Annotated in this window: 18 protein-coding genes; 14 read left to right on the plus strand and 4 right to left on the minus strand. The window is 51.9% G+C overall.

Going from position 1 to position 18861, the window contains the following annotated elements; translation table 11 throughout:
* Positions 1-16 precede the first annotated feature (16 nt).
* From ABRZ28_RS11860 to ABRZ28_RS11870, 3 genes are all read left to right on the plus strand, one after another.
* Positions 17-1033 (plus strand): methionine ABC transporter ATP-binding protein, encoded by a 1017-nt coding sequence (locus ABRZ28_RS11860; RefSeq protein WP_330520343.1) that lies wholly within the window; start codon positions 17-19, stop codon positions 1031-1033.
* The gene (locus ABRZ28_RS11865) at positions 1026-1685 is read left to right on the plus strand and encodes a methionine ABC transporter permease (RefSeq protein ID WP_319602806.1); all 660 of its coding nucleotides are present in this window, start codon (positions 1026-1028) and stop codon (positions 1683-1685) included. The genes ABRZ28_RS11860 and ABRZ28_RS11865 overlap by 8 nt, the downstream gene beginning before the upstream one ends.
* Before the next feature lie 264 nt (positions 1686-1949).
* On the plus strand, positions 1950-3155 hold the full coding sequence (locus tag ABRZ28_RS11870) for a serine hydrolase (RefSeq protein ID WP_413556066.1): 1206 nt from the start codon (positions 1950-1952) through the stop codon (positions 3153-3155).
* Here the strand turns inward: ABRZ28_RS11870 and deoR are convergent.
* Positions 3152-3925: a DNA-binding transcriptional repressor DeoR gene (deoR, locus tag ABRZ28_RS11875; protein WP_319602805.1), complete on the minus strand. Its 774-nt coding sequence runs from the start codon at positions 3923-3925 to the stop codon at positions 3152-3154. The genes ABRZ28_RS11870 and deoR overlap by 4 nt on opposite strands.
* A gap of 165 nt (positions 3926-4090) precedes the next feature.
* Complete coding sequence (gene deoC, locus ABRZ28_RS11880) at positions 4091-4771, minus strand: deoxyribose-phosphate aldolase (RefSeq protein WP_330520344.1); 681 nt, start codon at positions 4769-4771, stop codon at positions 4091-4093.
* A gap of 198 nt (positions 4772-4969) precedes the next feature.
* Between deoC and rbsK the strand changes: the two genes are divergently transcribed.
* From rbsK to ABRZ28_RS11895, 3 genes are read left to right on the plus strand one after another with little or no spacing between them, the layout of a single operon-like run.
* Positions 4970-5899: a ribokinase gene (gene rbsK / locus ABRZ28_RS11885; RefSeq protein ID WP_319602803.1), complete on the plus strand. Its 930-nt coding sequence runs from the start codon at positions 4970-4972 to the stop codon at positions 5897-5899.
* 14 nt (positions 5900-5913) lie between these two features.
* The gene (gene fucP, locus ABRZ28_RS11890; RefSeq protein WP_330520345.1) at positions 5914-7248 is read left to right on the plus strand and encodes an L-fucose:H+ symporter permease; all 1335 of its coding nucleotides are present in this window, start codon (positions 5914-5916) and stop codon (positions 7246-7248) included.
* Between the two features lie 15 nt (positions 7249-7263).
* Positions 7264-8277, plus strand: a complete 1014-nt coding sequence (locus ABRZ28_RS11895) for an aldose 1-epimerase family protein (protein WP_330520346.1) — start codon at positions 7264-7266, stop codon at positions 8275-8277.
* A gap of 178 nt (positions 8278-8455) precedes the next feature.
* Here ABRZ28_RS11895 and ABRZ28_RS11900 read toward each other — a convergent pair whose 3' ends face one another.
* Positions 8456-10144, minus strand: a complete 1689-nt coding sequence (locus tag ABRZ28_RS11900; RefSeq protein ID WP_319602800.1) for an aspartate:alanine antiporter — start codon at positions 10142-10144, stop codon at positions 8456-8458.
* 434 nt (positions 10145-10578) lie between these two features.
* Between ABRZ28_RS11900 and ABRZ28_RS11905 the strand changes: the two genes are divergently transcribed.
* From ABRZ28_RS11905 to ABRZ28_RS11920, 4 genes are all read left to right on the plus strand, one after another.
* Positions 10579-10950 (plus strand): inner membrane protein YbjM, encoded by a 372-nt coding sequence (locus tag ABRZ28_RS11905; protein WP_319602799.1) that lies wholly within the window; start codon positions 10579-10581, stop codon positions 10948-10950.
* A gap of 736 nt (positions 10951-11686) precedes the next feature.
* Entirely contained in the window at positions 11687-12100 is a 414-nt protein-coding gene (locus ABRZ28_RS11910; RefSeq protein ID WP_319602798.1) for a GNAT family N-acetyltransferase, read from the plus strand.
* 28 nt (positions 12101-12128) lie between these two features.
* Positions 12129-12818: a helix-turn-helix transcriptional regulator gene (locus ABRZ28_RS11915; protein ID WP_319602797.1), complete on the plus strand. Its 690-nt coding sequence runs from the start codon at positions 12129-12131 to the stop codon at positions 12816-12818.
* A gap of 19 nt (positions 12819-12837) precedes the next feature.
* Positions 12838-14124 carry a purine-cytosine permease family protein gene (locus tag ABRZ28_RS11920; RefSeq protein WP_330520347.1) on the plus strand — a complete coding sequence of 429 codons (1287 nt, stop codon included), beginning with the start codon at positions 12838-12840 and terminating at the stop codon, positions 14122-14124.
* 145 nt (positions 14125-14269) lie between these two features.
* On the opposite strand, the gene ABRZ28_RS11925 is transcribed toward ABRZ28_RS11920, so the two are convergent.
* Positions 14270-14536, minus strand: a complete 267-nt coding sequence (locus ABRZ28_RS11925; RefSeq protein ID WP_319602795.1) for a GrxA family glutaredoxin — start codon at positions 14534-14536, stop codon at positions 14270-14272.
* 378 nt (positions 14537-14914) lie between these two features.
* Here ABRZ28_RS11925 and nfsA point away from each other — a divergent pair, with 378 nt between their 5' ends.
* The 4 genes from nfsA to potF all read left to right on the plus strand — a co-directional run bounded on the left by nfsA (position 14915) and on the right by potF (position 18803).
* Positions 14915-15634 carry an oxygen-insensitive NADPH nitroreductase gene (gene nfsA / locus ABRZ28_RS11930; protein ID WP_330520348.1) on the plus strand — a complete coding sequence of 240 codons (720 nt, stop codon included), beginning with the start codon at positions 14915-14917 and terminating at the stop codon, positions 15632-15634.
* Positions 15635-15727: 93 nt separating this feature from the next.
* Complete coding sequence (gene rimK / locus ABRZ28_RS11935) at positions 15728-16624, plus strand: 30S ribosomal protein S6--L-glutamate ligase (protein ID WP_319602793.1); 897 nt, start codon at positions 15728-15730, stop codon at positions 16622-16624.
* A 185-nt stretch (positions 16625-16809) separates the two neighbouring features.
* The gene (locus tag ABRZ28_RS11940) at positions 16810-17289 is read left to right on the plus strand and encodes a type III secretion system chaperone family protein (RefSeq protein ID WP_319602792.1); all 480 of its coding nucleotides are present in this window, start codon (positions 16810-16812) and stop codon (positions 17287-17289) included.
* 404 nt (positions 17290-17693) lie between these two features.
* Positions 17694-18803 carry a spermidine/putrescine ABC transporter substrate-binding protein PotF gene (gene potF / locus ABRZ28_RS11945; RefSeq protein WP_319602791.1) on the plus strand — a complete coding sequence of 370 codons (1110 nt, stop codon included), beginning with the start codon at positions 17694-17696 and terminating at the stop codon, positions 18801-18803.
* Positions 18804-18861: the final 58 nt, after the last annotated feature.

Raw genomic sequence — 18861 nt, forward strand, 5'->3', positions numbered from 1 at the left:
CAGGAGTTTGCGGATAATGATTCAGTTAGAAGGGGTATGTGTTGACTTCTCTCACGGGAAGCAGCAGGGAAATCGCGCCGTTGATAATGTGACGCTGCATATCAAACCGGGAGAAGTTTTCGGGATTGTCGGCACCAGCGGGGCGGGGAAGAGCACGCTGTTGCGGACGATCAATGTATTGCAACGGCCCACGGCCGGGTTTGTGCTCGTTAATGGCGTAAAAATCAGCGACCTGCATGGCAAGAGTTTGCGTGAACAGCGCCAGAAAATCGGCATGATTTTCCAGCATTTTAATTTGATGCAAACGCGCACCGTGGCGGAAAACGTGGCGTTCAGCCTGAAGTCGGCCGGCAAGTCTAGCGAGGAAATCGCGCAGCGGGTGCCGGAGATTCTGAATCTGGTGGGACTGGGCGATAAGGCCGGCGCGTTTCCTTCTCAGCTTAGCGGCGGGCAGAAACAGCGCGTAGGCATTGCCAGAGCCATCGCCAATCGTCCGGAAGTGCTGTTGTGCGATGAACCGACGTCCGCGCTTGATTTGGAAACCTCCGCGTCGATTCTGGTGTTGCTCAAAGAGATTAACCAGAAGCTGGGTATCACCATCGTGCTGATTTCGCATGAGATGAGCGTGATCAAGTCGATCTGTGACCGCGTCGCGGTGATGACCGGCGGCAAAGTGGTGGAAGAAGGCGATGTGTTTGATATTTTCGCCGCGCCGCAGCATGCCTTTACTCGTCAACTGGTGGCGCATACGCTGAATCTTGAGCTTCCTCCTCGTCTGCTGGAGGATTTACAGGGTACATTGCTGAAAATCCTGTTTGTCGGCGATTCGGCGGAACAGCCGGTGCTGTCTGATGTGGCGACCCGTTATGGCGTCTCCGTCAATATCCTGCATGGCAAAATCGAGTATATCGGCAATCGCGCATTAGGCATTCTGGTCGCGCTGTTAACCCATCCGGCCAGTCCGGAAAAAGTGGCGGAAGCGATAGCGCATATTCAGGCCACGACGGCGCAGGTGGAGGTGTTACATGGCTGATTTATGGATCGATCTAGTCGCGGCGTTTGGCGAAACGTTCCAGATGGTGGGGATTTCGACCCTGTTCGCGGTGATCGGCGGGCTGCCGCTGGGGTTCCTGATCTACGTGACCGATCGGCACCTGTTTTGGGAGAACCGGGCGCTTTACCTGCTCAGCACCGTGGTGGTGAACATCATCCGTTCCATTCCGTTTGTCATTCTGCTGGTGCTGTTATTGCCGCTGACGCAGATCCTGCTGGGCAGCACCATCGGGCCGGTGGCGGCCGCGGTACCGATGTCGGTCGCGGCGATCGCTTTTTACGCCCGTTTGGTCGATAGCGCGCTGCGCGAGGTCGAGCCGGGTATTATCGAAGCGGCGGAAGCCTTTGGCGCCAGCCCGATGCGTATCATCTGTACCGTATTGCTGCCGGAGGCCAAAGCCGGTTTATTACGCGGACTGACGATTACGCTGGTCAGCCTTATCGGCTACTCGGCCATGGCCGGGATTGTCGGCGGCGGCGGCGTCGGCGATTTGGCGATCCGCTTTGGTTATTATCGCTATGAAACCGAAGTGATGATTATCACCGTGATCGCGTTGGTTATCCTGGTGCAGATTGTGCAAACGCTGGGCGACTGGCTGTCGAAACAGGCGGACAAACGCGAACGTCGCTGATTATCTGTCTTGTATTAATCTGATGCGGCACCCTATCCGGTGCCGCATGGCGTTATCCCGACCAGCGCTGTCGGCGCCATTGCCGATTGTCTGATTTTTTTCCCGCCGGCGCGTCTTTTTTAGACCTTTTCATTTCTTTGATTATCTTTACAAAGTGAATTGTTTCCTTGAGGGAGATGACGGGCTACCTTGGCTGTGTCTAAAGTTTTCAAAACATATTGAAAGTTAAATCTTTTAAATGAATTGTGGATATCCGGCGATCTCATGAAGAAAACGTTTCTCTTTGCCCATCTCAAATCTTACACACTAAGCGCGGTATTGCTGACGGGATTGATGCCGTTGGCGCATGCCGAACAGATCCCAACCGTCCCGCAGATTGAAGCGAGGGCATTTATCCTATTGGATTATCACAGCGGAAAAGTGCTGGCCGAATCTAACGCGGATGAACGTCTTGACCCGGCGAGCCTGACAAAAATGATGGCGAGTTATGCCATCGGACAGGCGATAAAAGCCGGGAAAATACGCACGACGGATGAGGTCACCGTCGGGAAAGACGCCTGGGCGACCGGCAATCCGGTGCTGCGCGGATCGTCGCTGATGTTTCTGAAGCCCGGCGATCGCGTTCCGGTTTCGGAATTGAATAAAGGCATCGTCATTCAATCGGGCAATGATGCCAGTATTGCGCTGGCGGATTATGTGGCCGGCAGTCAGGATGCGTTCGTCAGCCTGATGAACAACTATGTTAAAACGCTGGGATTGACCAATACCCATTTTCTTACCGTTCATGGACTGGATGCGGCGGGACAGTACAGCACCGCGCGCGATATGGCGTTACTGGGTCAGGCGCTGATTCGCGATGTGCCGGACGAGTATGCGCTGCATAAAGAAAAAGAGTTTACCTTCAACAACATTCGCCAGCCTAATCGAAACCGCCTGCTGTGGAGCTCCAATCTCAATGTGGACGGCATCAAAACCGGTCATACCAGCGGCGCCGGACATAATCTGGTGGCATCAGCCACCGAAGGCCCGATGCGCTTAATCTCCGTGGTGCTGGGCGCGCCGACGGATGCGACCCGTTTCCGCGAGAGTGAGAAACTGCTTACCTGGGGATTTCGCTTTTATGAAACCATCACGCCGATCAAGACGGGCGCGCCTTTTACCACGCAGCGCGTCTGGTACGGCACGCAGAAAGAGGCCCGGCTTGGTGTGGCGCAGGATGCCGCATTGACGATCCCAAAAGGGCAGATGAAAAATTTGAAAGCCAGCTTTACGCTGCTTCAGCCGCAGTTGTCGGCGCCTTTGGCGAAGAATCAGGTCGTCGGCGCCATTGATTTTCAGCTTGACGGCAAGAGCATCGGGCAGCATCAACTGGTGGCGCTGGACGAGATCCCGGAAGCGGGATTCTTCAGCCGATTGTGGGATTCGGTAATGCTGAAGTTTCAGCAGTGGTTTGGCGGTCTGTTCGGTTAATGGTCGATGTTCATCAACCGAATGCCATGGTCGTTGCAGTAGCGAAGATAGCCGGCCGCCGGTTGGCGATCGGTTATCAGCGTATCGAACAGCGTCAGCGGGCCGATACAGGCGGGTTTAACCAGATCGAACTTGCTGCTATCGGCAACCAGAATGGCGCGCTGCGACATCGCCAGCGCCCGGTGTTTCATACTCAGTTCCGCGAAATTAAAGCAGGTGGCGCCGGCGGCGAGATCGATTCCCGCCGCTGAAATAAACGCTTTATTCGGGCAGACGTTATCAAGCTCGTTGCGCTGGCCGAGCGGCGTGAAAATGGCGTTGTCCGGGTGAAACTGACCGCCGCAGAGGATCGCTTGGCAGGCGTGCTTTCCCTGTAACGCCAGAAAGGTGTTCAGGGAATAACAAATACCGGTAAACGGCAGGTCTTCGGCAATGGCGTCGATAATAAAAGGCGTAGTGGTGCCGCAATCGAAAAATACCGTATCGTTCGCAGCAATCAGACGCGCGGCGACGGCGCCGGCGCTGCGTTTTTCCGCCACATGTTTGTTTTGTTGATCGGAAACAAAATAATTGGTGGCGTTGTTATTCTTCAAATCGCTGACCACATAGCCGCCGAGCAATACCACGGCCGCTGGCTCGGCGCTCAGATCGCGGCGAACGGTCATCTCGGACACGCCCAGTAACTGGGCGGCGTCCTTAAGGTGCAGTTTGTCAGTTGATTTCAAGGCCTGGGCAAGTTTATTAATCCGTTCTTCGCGCCGCGTTTCCATGTGATGTCCTGATAATGGGTCTGCCTAATCGAATAATTCCATACGCACCATGATGATTGATATATTCAGCCTGCGCAGGGAGAGGCGTCCCTGAAGATACCTCATCCGCTTGTTCGCATTGTCATCACGTCGGGGGAAAGCAATTTCATCTATGCGGAATGATAATCAGTAGTTTCCTGCCGCGGACGATTTGCCGGAAACGATAGCGACGCCGGAACTGGTGCCGATTCGGGTCGCGCCGGCGAGGATCATGTTTTCCGCCGTCTGACGGTCGCGAACCGCGCCGGAGGCTTTAACGCCAACCGTTGGGCCTACTGTTTCACGCATCAGTTTCACATGCTCGACGCGCGCGCCGCCGGTGCTGAACCCGGTGGATGTTTTGACGAATGCGACATTCAGCTCACGACACATCTCACAAACCAGCACGATTTGTTCATCGCTAAGCAGGCAGGTTTCCAATATTACCTTCAACGGTATAGCGGCGCAAACCTCGCGCACGGCCTGAATGTCGGCCTTAACGGCGCTGACGTCGCCGCTTTTCAACCAGCCGATATTGATCACCATATCTATTTCTCTGGCGCCGGCGTCAATGGCGGCTTTCGCTTCAAAGGCTTTGGCGGATGTCAGGCCGGAGCCCAGCGGAAAGCCAATCACCGAACAAACCCGCACCGGTGTGCCTTTTAACTGACCGACGGCTAAGGGGACATAACCCGAGTTAACGCAAACCGCATAAAAGCGATGCGTTTTCGCTTCCTCACACAGCTTGATGATTTGTTGTTCGGTGGCATCGGCGGCCAGCAGCGTGTGGTCAATATAGGGGGCGTAATCGCGCGTTTCAGTCGTCATGGTTGGCTCCTTTGACTGTTTAATAAATCATGCGTGTTATAATTATAACATTTTAACTGCAATATCAATTTCATCTGTTCTTTTTCCCACGTAAATACCTGTAGCCTGCGATCATTGTCACATTAATAACAAACCATGGTTGTTATTGTTATTAATGTAACATTTAATAATTAAAAAAACCATCCGGGGAAGCTGATTATGGATATCGCAGTCATTGGTTCAAATATGGTGGATCTCATCACTTACATTGATGAGATGCCTAAAACAGGCGAAACGCTGGCGGCGCCGGATTTTGAGATAGGCTGCGGCGGGAAGGGGGCGAATCAAGCGGTTGCTGCCGCCAAGCTGGGGGCGTCCGTCATGATGGTCAGCCGGGTCGGCGACGACCTGTTCGCCGGCAACACCATAGAGAACTTACGGCATTTGGGCGTGGACGTTCGCTATGTTACGCCGGTCGCCGGCATCTCTAGCGGGGTGGCGCCGATCTTTGTCGATAAGTCGTCACATAACCGGATTTTGATTATTAAAGGCGCGAATAACCATCTATCGGCTCGGGACATCGACGCGGCCGCTGAATCACTCAGACAGTGCAAACTGTTTATTCTCCAGTTGGAAATCCCGCTGGAAACCGTCTATTACGCCATTGATTTTGCTCGCCGGCATCACATTCAGGTCATTTTGAATCCAGCGCCGGCTGCGCGCGAGCTGGATATCGACTATGCCTGCCAGTGCGATTTCTTTATGCCGAACGAAACCGAACTGGAAATTCTGACCGGTATGCCGGTTGATACCGAAGAGAACATTTTCAGCGCGGGACGCTTGCTGCTGGCCAGGGGATTGAAAAACCTGATTATCACCATGGGTCACCGCGGCTCGGTGTGGATGACGGGGGAACAGATACATCATGTTAAGCCGGTCAGCGTTCACGCCATTGATACCAGCGGCGCCGGGGATGCTTTTATCGGCTGTTTTGCGCATTACTTTGTGAAGGACGGAAACATAAAACGCGCGATGGAATACGCCTCTGCTTTTGCGGCCTATAGCGTTACGGGAAAAGGCACCCAGCGTGCTTATCCGGATGCGGCGCAATTTCGTGATTTTCTTGCCAATCATTCTCTCGCCAACTAACCGGGGAAAACATCATGCGTCAGGATATTATCCAAATGCCAGATGGCTATCTGAATAAGACGCCATTGTTTCAGTTTATTTTGTTGTCGTGCCTGTTCCCGTTATGGGGATGCGCGGCCAGCTTGAACGATATTTTGATTACGCAATTTAAAAGCGTGTTTGAACTGAGCGACTTCGCCAGTGCGCTGGTGCAAAGCGCATTTTACGGCGGCTATTTTTTGATTGCGATCCCGGCATCGGTAGTGATCCGGAAAAGCAGTTACAAGATCGCGATTTTGATCGGCCTGACGCTCTATATCGCCGGCTGTAGCCTGTTTTATCCGGCATCTCACATGGCGACCTATACCATGTTCCTGGCGGCGATTTTCGCCATAGCCATTGGGTTGAGTTTTCTGGAAACGGCCGCCAACACCTACAGCTCAATGATTGGTCATCGTGATTACGCCACGCTGCGCCTGAATATCAGCCAGACATTTTACCCAGTCGGCGCATTGATGGGGATTGTCCTGGGTAAATATCTGGTATTCCAGGAAGGCGATAGCCTGGAAAGTCAGATGGCGAACATGACGCCGGATCAGATCCACACGTTCCGCCTGCAAATGCTGGAATACACGCTGGAACCCTATAAGTATTTGATTTTCGTGTTACTGATAGTTTTCTTTCTATTCCTGCTGACCCGCTATCCAACCTGTAAGGTGGAAAATGAGGGACAGAACAAGCAGACGCTGCCGTCGCTCGGTGAGACGCTGCGTTATCTGGCGGGCAACAACCATTTCAAACGCGGCATTGTGGCGCAGTTTCTCTATGTCGGTATGCAGGTCGCTGTGTGGTCTTTCACCATTCGTCTGGCGTTAACTTTAGGAGCGGCCAACGAGCGTGATGCTTCTAACTTTATGATTTACAGCTTTATCTGCTTCTTTATCGGTAAGTTTGTCGCCAATTTCCTGATGACGCGCTTCAGCGCCGAAAAAGTCCTGATCGCTTACTCGGCGGCCGGCGTGGCGACGCTGGCTTATGTCGTCATGGTGCCGAATTTTACCGCCGTTTATGCCGCGGTCTTCGTCAGCGTTCTGTTCGGCCCCTGTTGGGCGACGATATATGCCGGTACGCTGGATACCGTCGACAAAAAATACACCGAGGTCGCCGGCGCCATTATCGTGATGTCTATCGTCGGCGCGGCGGTGGTGCCGGCAGTGCAGGGATATGTCTCCGATCATTTGGGTTCTCTGCAAAAATCTTTTGGCGTGTCTCTGTTGTGCTTTGCCTATGTCGGTTTCTATTTCTGGGGCGAAATGCGCAACAAGCGGCATTTGGCCGTCGATCGGCCCGCGACCAGTAATGACGCTTGATGAGAGGGATATTTAATGAGCACGCAAATACATTTATCACGTTCGATGTTTACGGAACAGCCCCGGATACTGCTGGAAAACGCACACTTTTCGGCAACGACGTTTCGTTATGTTTCAGGGATTGAGGCCATCAAATTACAGAATGCGCGCGGGTACATCATCATTTTGCCATTCTACGGGCAGATGATTTGGGATGCCGAATTCGATGGTCATTCTCTGACCATGAGCAATCCTTTTTCGCAGCCGAAGCCGGGCAGTAGCATCATCGATACCTATGGCTGCTTCGCCTTTCATTCCGGTTTGCTAAGCAACGGCTGTCCCGCCGCGGACGATCAACATCCACTGCACGGAGAAATGGCTTGTGCGCCAATGGACGTCGCGCGCTTGATCATCGGCAATGACGCCCTGACGCTGACGGGGGACTATGAGTATGTTAAAGGATTCGGTCATCATTACCGTGCGGCGCCGGCGGTGACTATGACGGCGGGCAGTACGCTGCTGAACATTGAGATGACGGTGACGAATCTGGCGAGCGCGCCTATGCCGTTACAGTATATGTGCCATATGAACTACGCCTATGTGGCCGGGGCGACATTCAGTCAGAACATTCCCGATCGGGCTTTCGCCTTACGCAGCTCCATTCCGGGGCATGTACATCCAACGGCGCAGTGGCTGAGTTATACGGAGAAGCTGGCGCAGGCGCCGGAAAGCTTCAATGCGCTGGATGAACCTGGGTTTTACGATCCGGAAATCGTTTTTTTCGCCGATAATCTGTCTCAGTATGCGCAGCAGGTGGAGTTCAGTATGCATGCGCCGCAGGGGCATCGTTTTGTGACCCGTTTTTCCAGCGCGGAGCTGAATTATGCGACTCGCTGGATTTTGTATAACGGCGATCAAAAAGTAGCGGCCTTTGCGTTACCCGCGACCTGCCGGCCTGAGGGATACAATGCGGCTCGTCGGGCAGGAACCCTGATTGAAATGGCCGCCGGCGAAACACGGCGTTTTCATGTGGAAACCGGGCTGGGTTAAGGGTTTTGGGCGGGATGCAAAAAAGAAAACGCCCATCGTTCTTGAACCTGAAAGGCGGGAACGACGGGCTCCTCAATATGGGGATAACAAAGAAAAGCAGTGGCAGTAATTCAGACTCTGGCCTTAAGGAAAAGTTCTGCCTTTTGTCAGAAATAGTGACAATTTTTTATACTTTCTGTTATCCCGGCAATTCCGGCCAGATGATGATGATCAGCGAACCGGCCAATGTCAGCAATACATTGGCGATGGCATAGGTACCCGCATATCCCAGCGCCGGAATATTGCTGCGGGCGGTATCGCTGATAATCTCCATTGCCGGCGCGCAGGTTCTGGCGCCCATCATGGCGCCAAACAGCAGGGCGCGGTTCATGCGCAGCACATAAGCGCCGAATAAAAAGCAGATAACCACCGGCACCAGGCTGACGATTAAGCCCGAGACCAGCATTTGCATCCCTATTTCGCCGAAGCTGCGGCCGATACTGCTGCCGGCGCTTAATCCGACGCCGGCCATAAACACCATCAGGCCGAATTCTTTCACCATATTCAGCGCCCCTTGCGGGATATAGCCGAACGTCGGGTGGTTGGCGCGCAGAAAGCCGAGCATGATGCCGGCAAACAGTAAACCGGCGGCATTGCCGATGCCGAACGTGAAATTACTGAACTGGATGGTGATCAGGCCGACCATGATGCCGATGATAAAGAATGCGCAGAAGGCCAGCAGATCGGTCACCTGGCTGTGAATGGAAATAAACCCGATTCTGTCCGCAATGCTTTTTACCCGGCGGGCGTCGCCGCTAACCTGCAACACATCCCCTTTATTCAGCACCACGCCGTCATCAATAGGCATTTCAATCTGGCTACGGATAATGCGGTTAAGAAAACAGCCGTGATCGGTAAGTTTCAATTGGCTGAGACGTTTACCGACCGCATTGTGGTTTTTCACCACGATTTCTTCGGTGACGATGCGCATATCCAATAGGTCGCGATCGAACACTTCTTTCCCATCGCGGAAGTTGGGGTTCAGACGGGCATGAGCATCGGGGTAGCCCACCAGAGAGATTTCATCGCCAAGTTGCAGTACGGCGTCGCCATCAGGATTGGCCAAAATGCCATTGCGGCGGATGCGTTCAATATAGCAGCCCGTCTGGCGATAAATGCCCAGTTCCCGCAGATTTTTCCCGTCAGCCCAGGCGACCAGTTCCGGACCGACGCGGTAGGCGCGGATAACCGGCAGGTACACTTTTCGCTGGCTGTCGGTATCAAGCCCACGTTCGCGGGCAATCTGCTGCGCGCTGGTCGGCAAGTCCTGATGCTGTAATTTGGGCAGATAGCGCGCGCCGAAGATCAGGCTGACCAGGCCGACAAGATAGGTCAGCGCATAGCCCAGGCTTAGGTGGTCCTGCTCTACGCCTATTTGCGCGCCGAGGCCGGACATGGTGCGCAAGGTGTCGCCGGCGCCGACCAAGACGGGGGTGGATGTCATGGCGCCCGCGAGCATACCGGCCGTCAGCCCGATCCCCCAGCCGAATAACTTGCCTAATCCCAGCGCCAGCAGCATGGCGCTGACCACCATCACCAGGGCAAGCATGAGGTAATTCTTGCCGTCGCGGAAAAAAATTGAAAAGAAATTAGGCCCGGCTTCCACTCCGACGCAAAAAATAAACAACATAAAACCGAGATTGAGCGCTTCGGTGTTAATCGAAAAATGTTGTTGTCCGAGTAATAACGATACCACCAAAACACCAATAGAATTACCGAGTTGTACTGGCCCCAGACGTAACTTCCCAAGGCAAAGTCCTAATGAAAGAACCACGAATAACAGCAGAATGTAATTCCCGTTTAACAAATCAGCGACGTTTATATTCATGGGATGTAACTTGTCATTTACCAGTAAGTGCTTGATATAAATGGTTATAGAGGCTAGATTTAGCCATTAACTGCATAGGTTCCACTGACATCATAAATAACTGTCGGCGAGCAGGAACCCGGCGCGATCAGTCTAATTTATGCTGTACAAATTGTTCATCGCAATTATTGTGGCGTCGCTATTCTAGATGTTTGTTGGTCTTACAACCAGTATTCACTGAATAAATAGTGGCGATACCTCACTTTATGTCATATCGGGGATATTCAGTCATTCATATTTACCGTGTCGAAGTTTAACCCCATCGCTTTTTCAGGCGTGATCGCAGCGCATTCCCGGCGTTATCGTCCGGGGATACGGTCAGGCCGCAGCGTGAAACAGGTGGAGCAGGGCATCGGTCAGATATGACGTGGACGGCATATCAAGAGAGGAAACGTATGGCGAACGATAAAGGTTGGATTGGTTCAGCCTGTTGTTTTTTATTGTTTACCGTGGTCTTTTTAGGTCAAAAAATGAATGTGCCTGACGTGGTCTCTGACGATGGGCTGCGTGGCGATCCCGGAATGTTGCTCTTTTTATTGCCGGGCATCGTGGCAAGCTGTCTGTCCCGGCGCGGACGGCTGCTGTATCCATTGATTGGATCGCTCATCGCGATGCCGGTGTGCCTGCTTATCCTGCATTTTGGCCGCGCGCCCAATCACTCGTTCTGGCAAGAGCTGGCTTATATGTTGAGCGCGGTATTCTGGAGTGTGCTGGGCGCGCTGGGCGTTTTATGCCTGCATGCGACCTATCGGCGGTATTTTCGCTGAATCGGCGTTTATCGCGGATGGGGCTTGCTCCTCTATTCGGACAAAACGCTATCGGTTTGAACAACGCGATAACTGATGGTCGAATTCGTCGGGAACGACGTTGATCAGCAACGGCTGGCCAGCCAGCGGTGAGAGGCAGGATGTCTCTCAATTAACCCTGATACGCTTGTTCAAGTCCGTGATTCAGGTGACTGACAAAGCTGCCGGAGCAGATTTGAACGCTGCTTACAGCAGCCGAGTAACAAAGTCGACGCACAGGCAACTTGCCTTTATGACGAATACATACGGCTAAAATTGATCCATCGGCAAATTATATAAAAAATGTTTAAAGAGACCGCTGGTTATATAATATCAAAATATGTTGAACTGGTTGACGACTAACAGGTTCACCCGGCCAAAATACGCTCAGTCCGACTACTACTGTTGCGGTGATTTATCCTATATTTTTTCTCCACATGTCAGACATTATTTTAGCAGCAGGCGGATTCGGCATCCGTCACTATCACCTCTGAATATGTTTCCCTGGTGAAGGACATTATTCACATACCCCGATTGATCTGGCATGATATAAATATCTCGAACTTTATGTTCTTATAACGCTGCTTACCATAACGCAATATGAAAATATGAGAACGGGTGAAAACCCCTCTTGTTTCAGAAGACTATTTGTGCTATTGACCAATCATGAATGCTGTAAATATCTTTTATATATAAATAATAAGGATGCGAATAATAAATGAATTTAAATATTACCGATAAGCCGGATCAAAGTGAACAAGACTACGTTATTCAAAGTTTGTGGCAGCACAATGAAAAATATGACGCCGTCGATATTCAGCCATTATTTTTGAACTTCAAGGATCAGACCGGCGCCATCGTGGCGGGTCTGGTGGCCAGAACCTGGTGGGGAGGCCTTGAAGTACAATATCTATGGGTCAGCGAGAAATACCGAAAAACCGGATTAGGCAGCCAACTGATGAAAAAAGCCGAAGAGGAAGCGCTTAAACGCGGTTGCCATCTGGCCTATGTCGATACCTTCAGTTTTCAGGCGCGGGGCTTTTACGAGAAACTGGGATATCGCGAATACGGCAACCTGCCGGGATATGCCCACAAGCATACGCGGCACTATTTAGCAAAACTGATCCGCTGAGTCAGCCTGAGTCTAAAAGGAGGGCAGGATGCCATCGTCATCAAAAAGTATGAATGATTATATCCGCAGCCTTATCACCATGATGGAGTACCTGAATGAGCCCTGGGGGATTAAAGATTTGGAATCCAGGCATATCTATATGAATAAAGCGGCATACCTTTATACCAATACGCCCCTGAATTTTGATATCGAGGGGAAGTTTGATGATGAGTTTCCTGCCGGTTGGGCTGAGTTATCCGATGACCTGAAAGAGCATGATCGCCGTACGGAAAATAGCGCACAGCGCGTTACCGTTATCGAAACCCACTATTGGTACGGCAAAAAAACGCTAACGCCGTTCATTAGCGAGAAAATCCCCATCTTTAATGCAGAGCGGATTTGCATCGCAACCATGTGGAACGCCAGGCCGCTTAATACGCTGTCGCCTCTGGTTTATATTGACCACAAAAAGCCCACGACGTTAAATACCGAATTAACCACCAGCATTTTTACCAAGTCTGAACTTGATATTGTTTTTCTGATCTTACAACGACTAAGCAATAAAGAGATCGCCAGAAAAATGAACGTTTCCTATAAAACCATTCAGAATAGAGTATATAGCATATATCAAAAGGCGAACGTCCATTCATTGAATCAATTCGAGGAGTTTTGTCGTCATCTGGGACTGGATAATTATGTTCCAAATTCGCTCATAGAGAAAGGCATTCAATTTATTTAAATATAAGGAAGATATTCGGATGGAAAGTATCGATGATTATCCGGTCAGTCGGGTGCCGATGAATGTACGGTTGCCCTTTTTTAATGTGGCATTGGTCCATATAGGGATGCTGACCGCGCTGGATCAATTTATGTTAGGCGCCGTACTGGGCAACGCAATGACGCTGCGCGATGCCTTTATCTCGATTTTTATCGGCAGCTCGATATTCGGGGTGGTAACGTTGGGCCTTGGCTATGCGGGTATGAAAGAGGGATTATCCGGCAGTCTGCTGGCCCGATGGTGCGGTTTCGGCCGCGTGGGTTCCGTATTGATCGGCGTGGTGATAGCCGTCAGCCTGTTAGGCTGGTTCGGCGTGCAAAACGCCGTCTTTGCCAAAGCCCTCAACTTCGCCCTCGGCGACAGGTTAGGCTTCGGCTGGTCGGCCACCCTGTCCGGCGCCGCGCTGACGATTCTGGTCGCCTTTGGCTTCAAGGCGTTAAAATTTACCGCGAAAATAGCCGTTCCGCTGTTTATCTTTATTGTCGGCTATATCTCCGTTATGACCCTCTCGGGGCACAATATCGCCGAGTTGCTGCGTTCCGCTCCCGCCGGCACGGCCGTTTCCATCAGCGCCGGCGCCACCATGGTGGTCGGCGGCTGTATTGTGGCAAGTTTAATTACCCCCGATATGACCCGTTATTCCCGAAAAGGCAACCACGTTTTCTGGATCACCATTATGTCGATCATCGTGGGGGAATTTATCGTCAACGGGTTGGCGATATTAATTGCCCGGGCGCTGAATACCGCCGATGTGGTGACCATCATGTCGCAAACCGCCGGGGGGATCGGGCTGATCGCGGTCATTTTCTCCACATTGAGAATCAATGACATCAATCTTTATTCGTCATCATTGGGTATTGCCAACGCCATAGAAGGCATGACCGGCAGAAAACTCAGCTATATGTCGATCACGCTGGTGATTGGGTTTATTGGCACCTTCCTTTCCGTGATGGGTATTTTGGATAGGTTCGTGGATTTTCTCACGCTGCTTGGCGTACTTTTCCCGCCGATTATCGGCATCATGCTGGTCGATTATTATATTTTACGCACTCATGGACAATTACTCGCCGCGAGCAGAAAAGCAGGCGAACTGCCGGAAGCCGCCGATACGCCGTTGATCGGTTGGGCGGCCATCGCCGCGAGTGTTGCCGGCGCCATAGTAGGCTTCGCCATAGAATGGGGGATTCCGGCGCTTAATTCGCTATTGGCGGCCAGTCTTCTGTATTGGCTGATTAAACGCGGCAGCAGGGTTTCGACCGGACATTAAACAGGCCGTGCCATCCTTTAAAAAAATGCCGGTCAGCTTAAGCGACCGGCATTCAGCCTGTTGACAAATCTATCCATTCTCACCGCGCGACGTCCTTTGTCATCAGCCTTATTACGCAACATGCGTCTTTTTTGTCGTGCGCCGATTATTTTTGGAACAAACTCAAATTTTCTTTCGCGTAAGCTTCAAAGTCCGTACAGCCGCCGATGTGTTTTTCATCCAGGAATATCTGCGGCACGGTTTCAACCGGTTTGCCTACCGTCTTCGACAAATCGTCTTTCGTGATGCCTTCCGCCCGGATATCGACATAGCGGAAACGGAAGTCATCACGCTGTTCAGCCAGTTTTTCTGCCAACGCTTTGGCGCGCACACAGTATGGACAACCCGGGCGCCCGAAAATAACAGCGAACATGTAAACTCCTTATAAATGGGAAAAGTGTCGTTTTTCTGAAATTGCCGGCGAATGCCTATCTTTAATGCGGTGACTATGCCTGCATTAGCCGATGAAAAAAAGTCGTCGTTGCCTGTCGCAATAATTCGCTTTATCTATCATATACGCTTCCTTTATCGGTTGCAGCCTTGTTGGCCTTGCTTGCCCGACAAGGGCGTGATGGCGGCGGTGGAAGAAAGTTGGTCCGGCGTGTCGGCTGACCTATAATTATCCGCTGGGGTCGGCGGAATATCCTATGCGTGCTCGGCGTCTGTTTGCATTAAGGATCCGCACAGTATAATGACGCCATGCATCAGAACTTTTCATCGGTAAAGTACATAATGCCTGAAGGATATCAGAGTGACGCCCACCATTGATCTATTACGACATCATCGTTCCATTCGTGCTTTTACCTCACAAACGCTGACGGACGAACAGCGCGGCGCGATCGTCGCCGCCGCGCAAAGCGCTTCCAGCTCCAGTTTTTTACAGTGCAGTTCAATTATCCGCATTACCGATCCGGCCATGCGGCAGACGTTGGTTCACTATGCCGGCGAGCAGGGCTATGTTGCGCAGGCGGCGGAGTTTTGGGTGTTTTGCGCCGATTTTTACCGTCATCTGCAAATATTTCCACAGGCCGAAACCGGCTTGGCGGAACAGTTGCTGATAGGCTGCGTGGATACCGCCATCATGGCGCAGAACGCGTTGGTCGCCGCAGAGTCATTAGGGTTGGGCGGCGTGTTTATCGGCGGCATCCGCAACAATATCGCTGATGTCACCGCTTTGCTGCAACTGCCGAAACAGGTGCTGCCGTTATTCGGTCTCTGCCTGGGATACCCCGACGCCGATCCGGCGTTAAAACCGCGATTGCCGCCGGCAATGTTAATGCATGAGAATACCTACCAACCGCTCGATCGTGAAAAACTGGCCGAATACGATCGGCAATTGGCGGAGTATTACCTACAGCGCACCCATAATCGGAGTGATAGCTGGAGCGAACATGTCCAGTACACGCTAAAAAAAGAACTGCGGCCGTTTATGCTGGATTACTTGCATCGGCAGGGATGGGCGATACGTTAGTATCCGCATTGCCGTTATTTTTCAAGACGCAATTGCGTCGGCCCGGAGGCGGGCAGGATAGCCCGCCATCAATCTATTGGGTATGGGACATTTATGAAGATTGCGATTCTGTCTCGTGATGGTTCGTTATATTCCTGCAAACGGCTGCGTGAAGCGGCGGAAGAGCGCAAACATCGGATTGATATCATTGACCCGCTGTCCTGTTACATGAATATCAATTCGGCGGCGCCGTCGGTGCATTATCGCGGGCGTCGGCTGGTTAAATATGATGCGGTTATTCCGCGCATTGGGTCGCAAATTACGTTTTACGGCACGGCGGTGCTGCGCCAGTTCGAATGCTTGGGAAGTTTCCCGCTTAACAACGCCGTCTCGGTTATCCGCGCCCGCGACAAGCTGCATTCGCTTCAGTTGCTGGCCGGCGCCGGCATCGATCTTCCGGTTACCGGTTTTGCCCATTCGCCGGATGATACCAGCGACCTGATAGAAATGGTCGGCGGCGCGCCGCTGGTCGTGAAGCTCGTGGAAGGCACGCAGGGTATCGGCGTGGTGCTGGCGGAAACCCGCCAGGCCGCGGAGAGCGTGATTGACGCTTTTCGCGGCCTGAATGCCCATATTCTGGTGCAGGAGTATGTGCGGGAGGCACGGGGCAGGGATATTCGCTGTCTGGTGATCGGCAACCGGGTGGTGGCAGCCATCGAACGACAGGCTAAAGCGGGCGAGTTTCGGTCCAATTTGCATCGCGGCGGTTCGGCGAGCAGGGTGCAAATTACCGCCCGTGAGCGAGCGGTTGCGCTTAATGCGACCAAAACGTTGGGATTGAATGTCGCCGGAGTGGATATTTTGCGCGCTGAGCGCGGGCCTCTGGTGATGGAAGTGAATGCCTCGCCGGGGCTGGAGGGCATCGAAAGCACCACCGGGATTGATATCGCCGGCATGATCATTGAATTTATCGAGCAACATGTCCGGGCGTTATCGGCGCATAAAGGTTAGCGTTTTGTATCTTGGCCGGCGCGCATCGGTCAAAAAAGGTGGCGGGCATGAACGGCCCGCCATAAAATACGCAACGGGTCGTTGGTGATTTATCGCAATTTAACGCGTGTTTGTCATGGCATCGGGCGGTAATATTCCGTAAGCTATGGACCCTTTTTTAACAACAGTCAGCATGAGGCAAAATAATGGATTCACTCATCGTCCCGGATTTGGCTATGCTACGGCGGTGGCTGGATCAATTAAACATCCTGTTTTTCGAATGCGACTCCTGTCAGGCGCTGCATTTACCGCATATGCAGAATTTTGACGGCGTATTCGACGCCAAGGTTGATCTGGTGGATAACGTAGTGCTGTTTTCGGCCCTGGCCGAGGTGAAACCCAGCGCGTTAATCCCGCTGGTGGGCGACTTGAGTCAAATCAACGCCAGTTCCCTGACGGTAAAAGCCTTTATCGATGTTCAGGATGACAATCTGCCGAAGCTGATCGTCTGTCAGTCGTTCAGCGTTGCCGCGGGTATGACGCTGGAGCAGTTCAGGCACTTCATGCAGCAATCTGAAGAGCAAATATCAATGGTCATTTTAGAGGCCGGGGCAAATAATCTTCTGTTTATTGGTGATGAAGAAGAAACTCCTGCCAGTAGAATGAATACCTCCTTCCTTCATTGAAGCCATTGCTGCCAACGGCAGCAATCAGTTTTACTTATTTTAAGTCATCCGTCATTTATTCTGCATTTTTGCTGTTTTTACCGAGCATTAATCGGCGTTTATCGGTAAATGCCCCTATTGCATAGATAAAATATGAATAAATAATCGATAAAAACCATTTTTTCCGTTCGACTATGGTATGACCGGTGCAGTGCGGTTATGCTTAATTTCTGTCACAGTTTTGCGATAGGCTCGCATTTGTAACGGCGTCCGCTATGCTGCATTCAACGCAGATAGCCGGAAAGATGAACAACATAACTATTCATTGCTTGCTGTCGCGATGACATAGACGCAGGAAGATTTTTGTATCCGACGGATATAAGTTTACTCTCATGAATCACATCCTTGTATGGAGGAAGGAACGGATGTTCACCCAACGTAAAAAATGGTTATCGGGTGTTGTTGCTGGCTTAATGATGGCCGCGTCCGTCACCGCGTCTGCGGAAGAGAAAGTGCTGCATGTTTACAACTGGTCTGACTATATCGCGCCGGACACGTTGCAGAATTTCCAGAAGGAAACGGGCATAAAAGTGGTTTATGACGTGTTTGACTCCAATGAAGTATTGGAAGGCAAACTGATGGCGGGCAGCACCGGGTTTGATTTGGTCGTGCCTTCGGCCAGTTTTCTCGAGCGTCAACTCGCTTCCGGCGTTTTCCAGCCATTGGATAAAAGTAAACTGCCGAATTACAAAAATCTCGATCCTGAACTGTTGAAACTGATTGCTCAGCACGATCCGGATAATAAATATGCGTTGCCGTATTTATGGGCGACCACCGGCATCGGCTACAACGTCGATAAGGTCAAAGCGGCGCTTGGCGCCGATGCGCCGGTTGATAGCTGGGATCTGGTATTGAAACCGGAAAATCTGGAAAAGCTGAAAAGCTGCGGCGTCTCTTTCTTGGATGCGCCTGAAGAGATTTTCGCCACCGTCTTGAACTATCAGGGCCAGGATCCTAACAGCACCAAAGCGAACGACTACACGACGTCGGCGACGGAACTGTTGCTGAAACTGCGCCCCAGCATTCGCTACTTCCATTCCTCGCAATATATCAACGATCTGGCGAACGGCGATATCTGCGTCGCTATCGGCTGGGCCGGCGACGTGATGCAAGCGGCCAACCGCGCCAAAGAAGCCAAGAACGGCGTCAACATTCATTACAGTATCCCGAAAGAAGGGGCGCTGGCGTTCTTTGATGTTTTCGCCATTCCGGCGGATGCCAAAAATGTGGATTCCGCCTATCAGTTCCTGAACTATCTGCTGAAGCCGGACGTCATCGCCAATATCAGCAACCATGTGTACTACGCCAGTGCGAATAAAGAAGCGGTGCCGTTGGTGAACGAAGACATTCGCAACGATCCCGGTATCTATCCGCCAGCGGACGTACGCGCCAAGCTGTTTACGCTCAAGGTTCAATCGCCACAAATTGACCGCACGCGTACGCGCGCCTGGACCAGGGTAAAAAGCGGAAAGTAAGCGTTTTTCATCCTGAATATGTATACACAACAGGCGGCCGATACCGCCTGTTTGCACT

The sequence above is a fragment of the Brenneria sp. g21c3 genome (assembly GCF_040240345.1).
Lineage (GTDB): Bacteria > Pseudomonadota > Gammaproteobacteria > Enterobacterales > Enterobacteriaceae > Brenneria.

Coding starts and splice junctions, on each gene's coding strand:
- rimK (WP_319602793.1), top strand. CDS start 15,728: ATGAAGATTGCGATTCTGTCTCGTGATGGTTCGTTATATTCCTGCAAA.
- ABRZ28_RS11910 (WP_319602798.1), top strand. CDS start 11,687: ATGAATTTAAATATTACCGATAAGCCGGATCAAAGTGAACAAGACTAC.
- ABRZ28_RS11870 (WP_413556066.1), top strand. CDS start 1,950: ATGAAGAAAACGTTTCTCTTTGCCCATCTCAAATCTTACACACTAAGC.
- ABRZ28_RS11920 (WP_330520347.1), top strand. CDS start 12,838: ATGGAAAGTATCGATGATTATCCGGTCAGTCGGGTGCCGATGAATGTA.
- rbsK (WP_319602803.1), top strand. CDS start 4,970: ATGGATATCGCAGTCATTGGTTCAAATATGGTGGATCTCATCACTTAC.
- deoC (WP_330520344.1), bottom strand. CDS start 4,771: ATGACGACTGAAACGCGCGATTACGCCCCCTATATTGACCACACGCTG.
- ABRZ28_RS11940 (WP_319602792.1), top strand. CDS start 16,810: ATGGATTCACTCATCGTCCCGGATTTGGCTATGCTACGGCGGTGGCTG.
- ABRZ28_RS11865 (WP_319602806.1), top strand. CDS start 1,026: ATGGCTGATTTATGGATCGATCTAGTCGCGGCGTTTGGCGAAACGTTC.
- ABRZ28_RS11895 (WP_330520346.1), top strand. CDS start 7,264: ATGAGCACGCAAATACATTTATCACGTTCGATGTTTACGGAACAGCCC.
- ABRZ28_RS11900 (WP_319602800.1), bottom strand. CDS start 10,144: ATGAATATAAACGTCGCTGATTTGTTAAACGGGAATTACATTCTGCTG.
- ABRZ28_RS11905 (WP_319602799.1), top strand. CDS start 10,579: ATGGCGAACGATAAAGGTTGGATTGGTTCAGCCTGTTGTTTTTTATTG.
- ABRZ28_RS11860 (WP_330520343.1), top strand. CDS start 17: ATGATTCAGTTAGAAGGGGTATGTGTTGACTTCTCTCACGGGAAGCAG.
- ABRZ28_RS11925 (WP_319602795.1), bottom strand. CDS start 14,536: ATGTTCGCTGTTATTTTCGGGCGCCCGGGTTGTCCATACTGTGTGCGC.
- deoR (WP_319602805.1), bottom strand. CDS start 3,925: ATGGAAACGCGGCGCGAAGAACGGATTAATAAACTTGCCCAGGCCTTG.
- ABRZ28_RS11915 (WP_319602797.1), top strand. CDS start 12,129: ATGCCATCGTCATCAAAAAGTATGAATGATTATATCCGCAGCCTTATC.
- fucP (WP_330520345.1), top strand. CDS start 5,914: ATGCGTCAGGATATTATCCAAATGCCAGATGGCTATCTGAATAAGACG.
- potF (WP_319602791.1), top strand. CDS start 17,694: ATGTTCACCCAACGTAAAAAATGGTTATCGGGTGTTGTTGCTGGCTTA.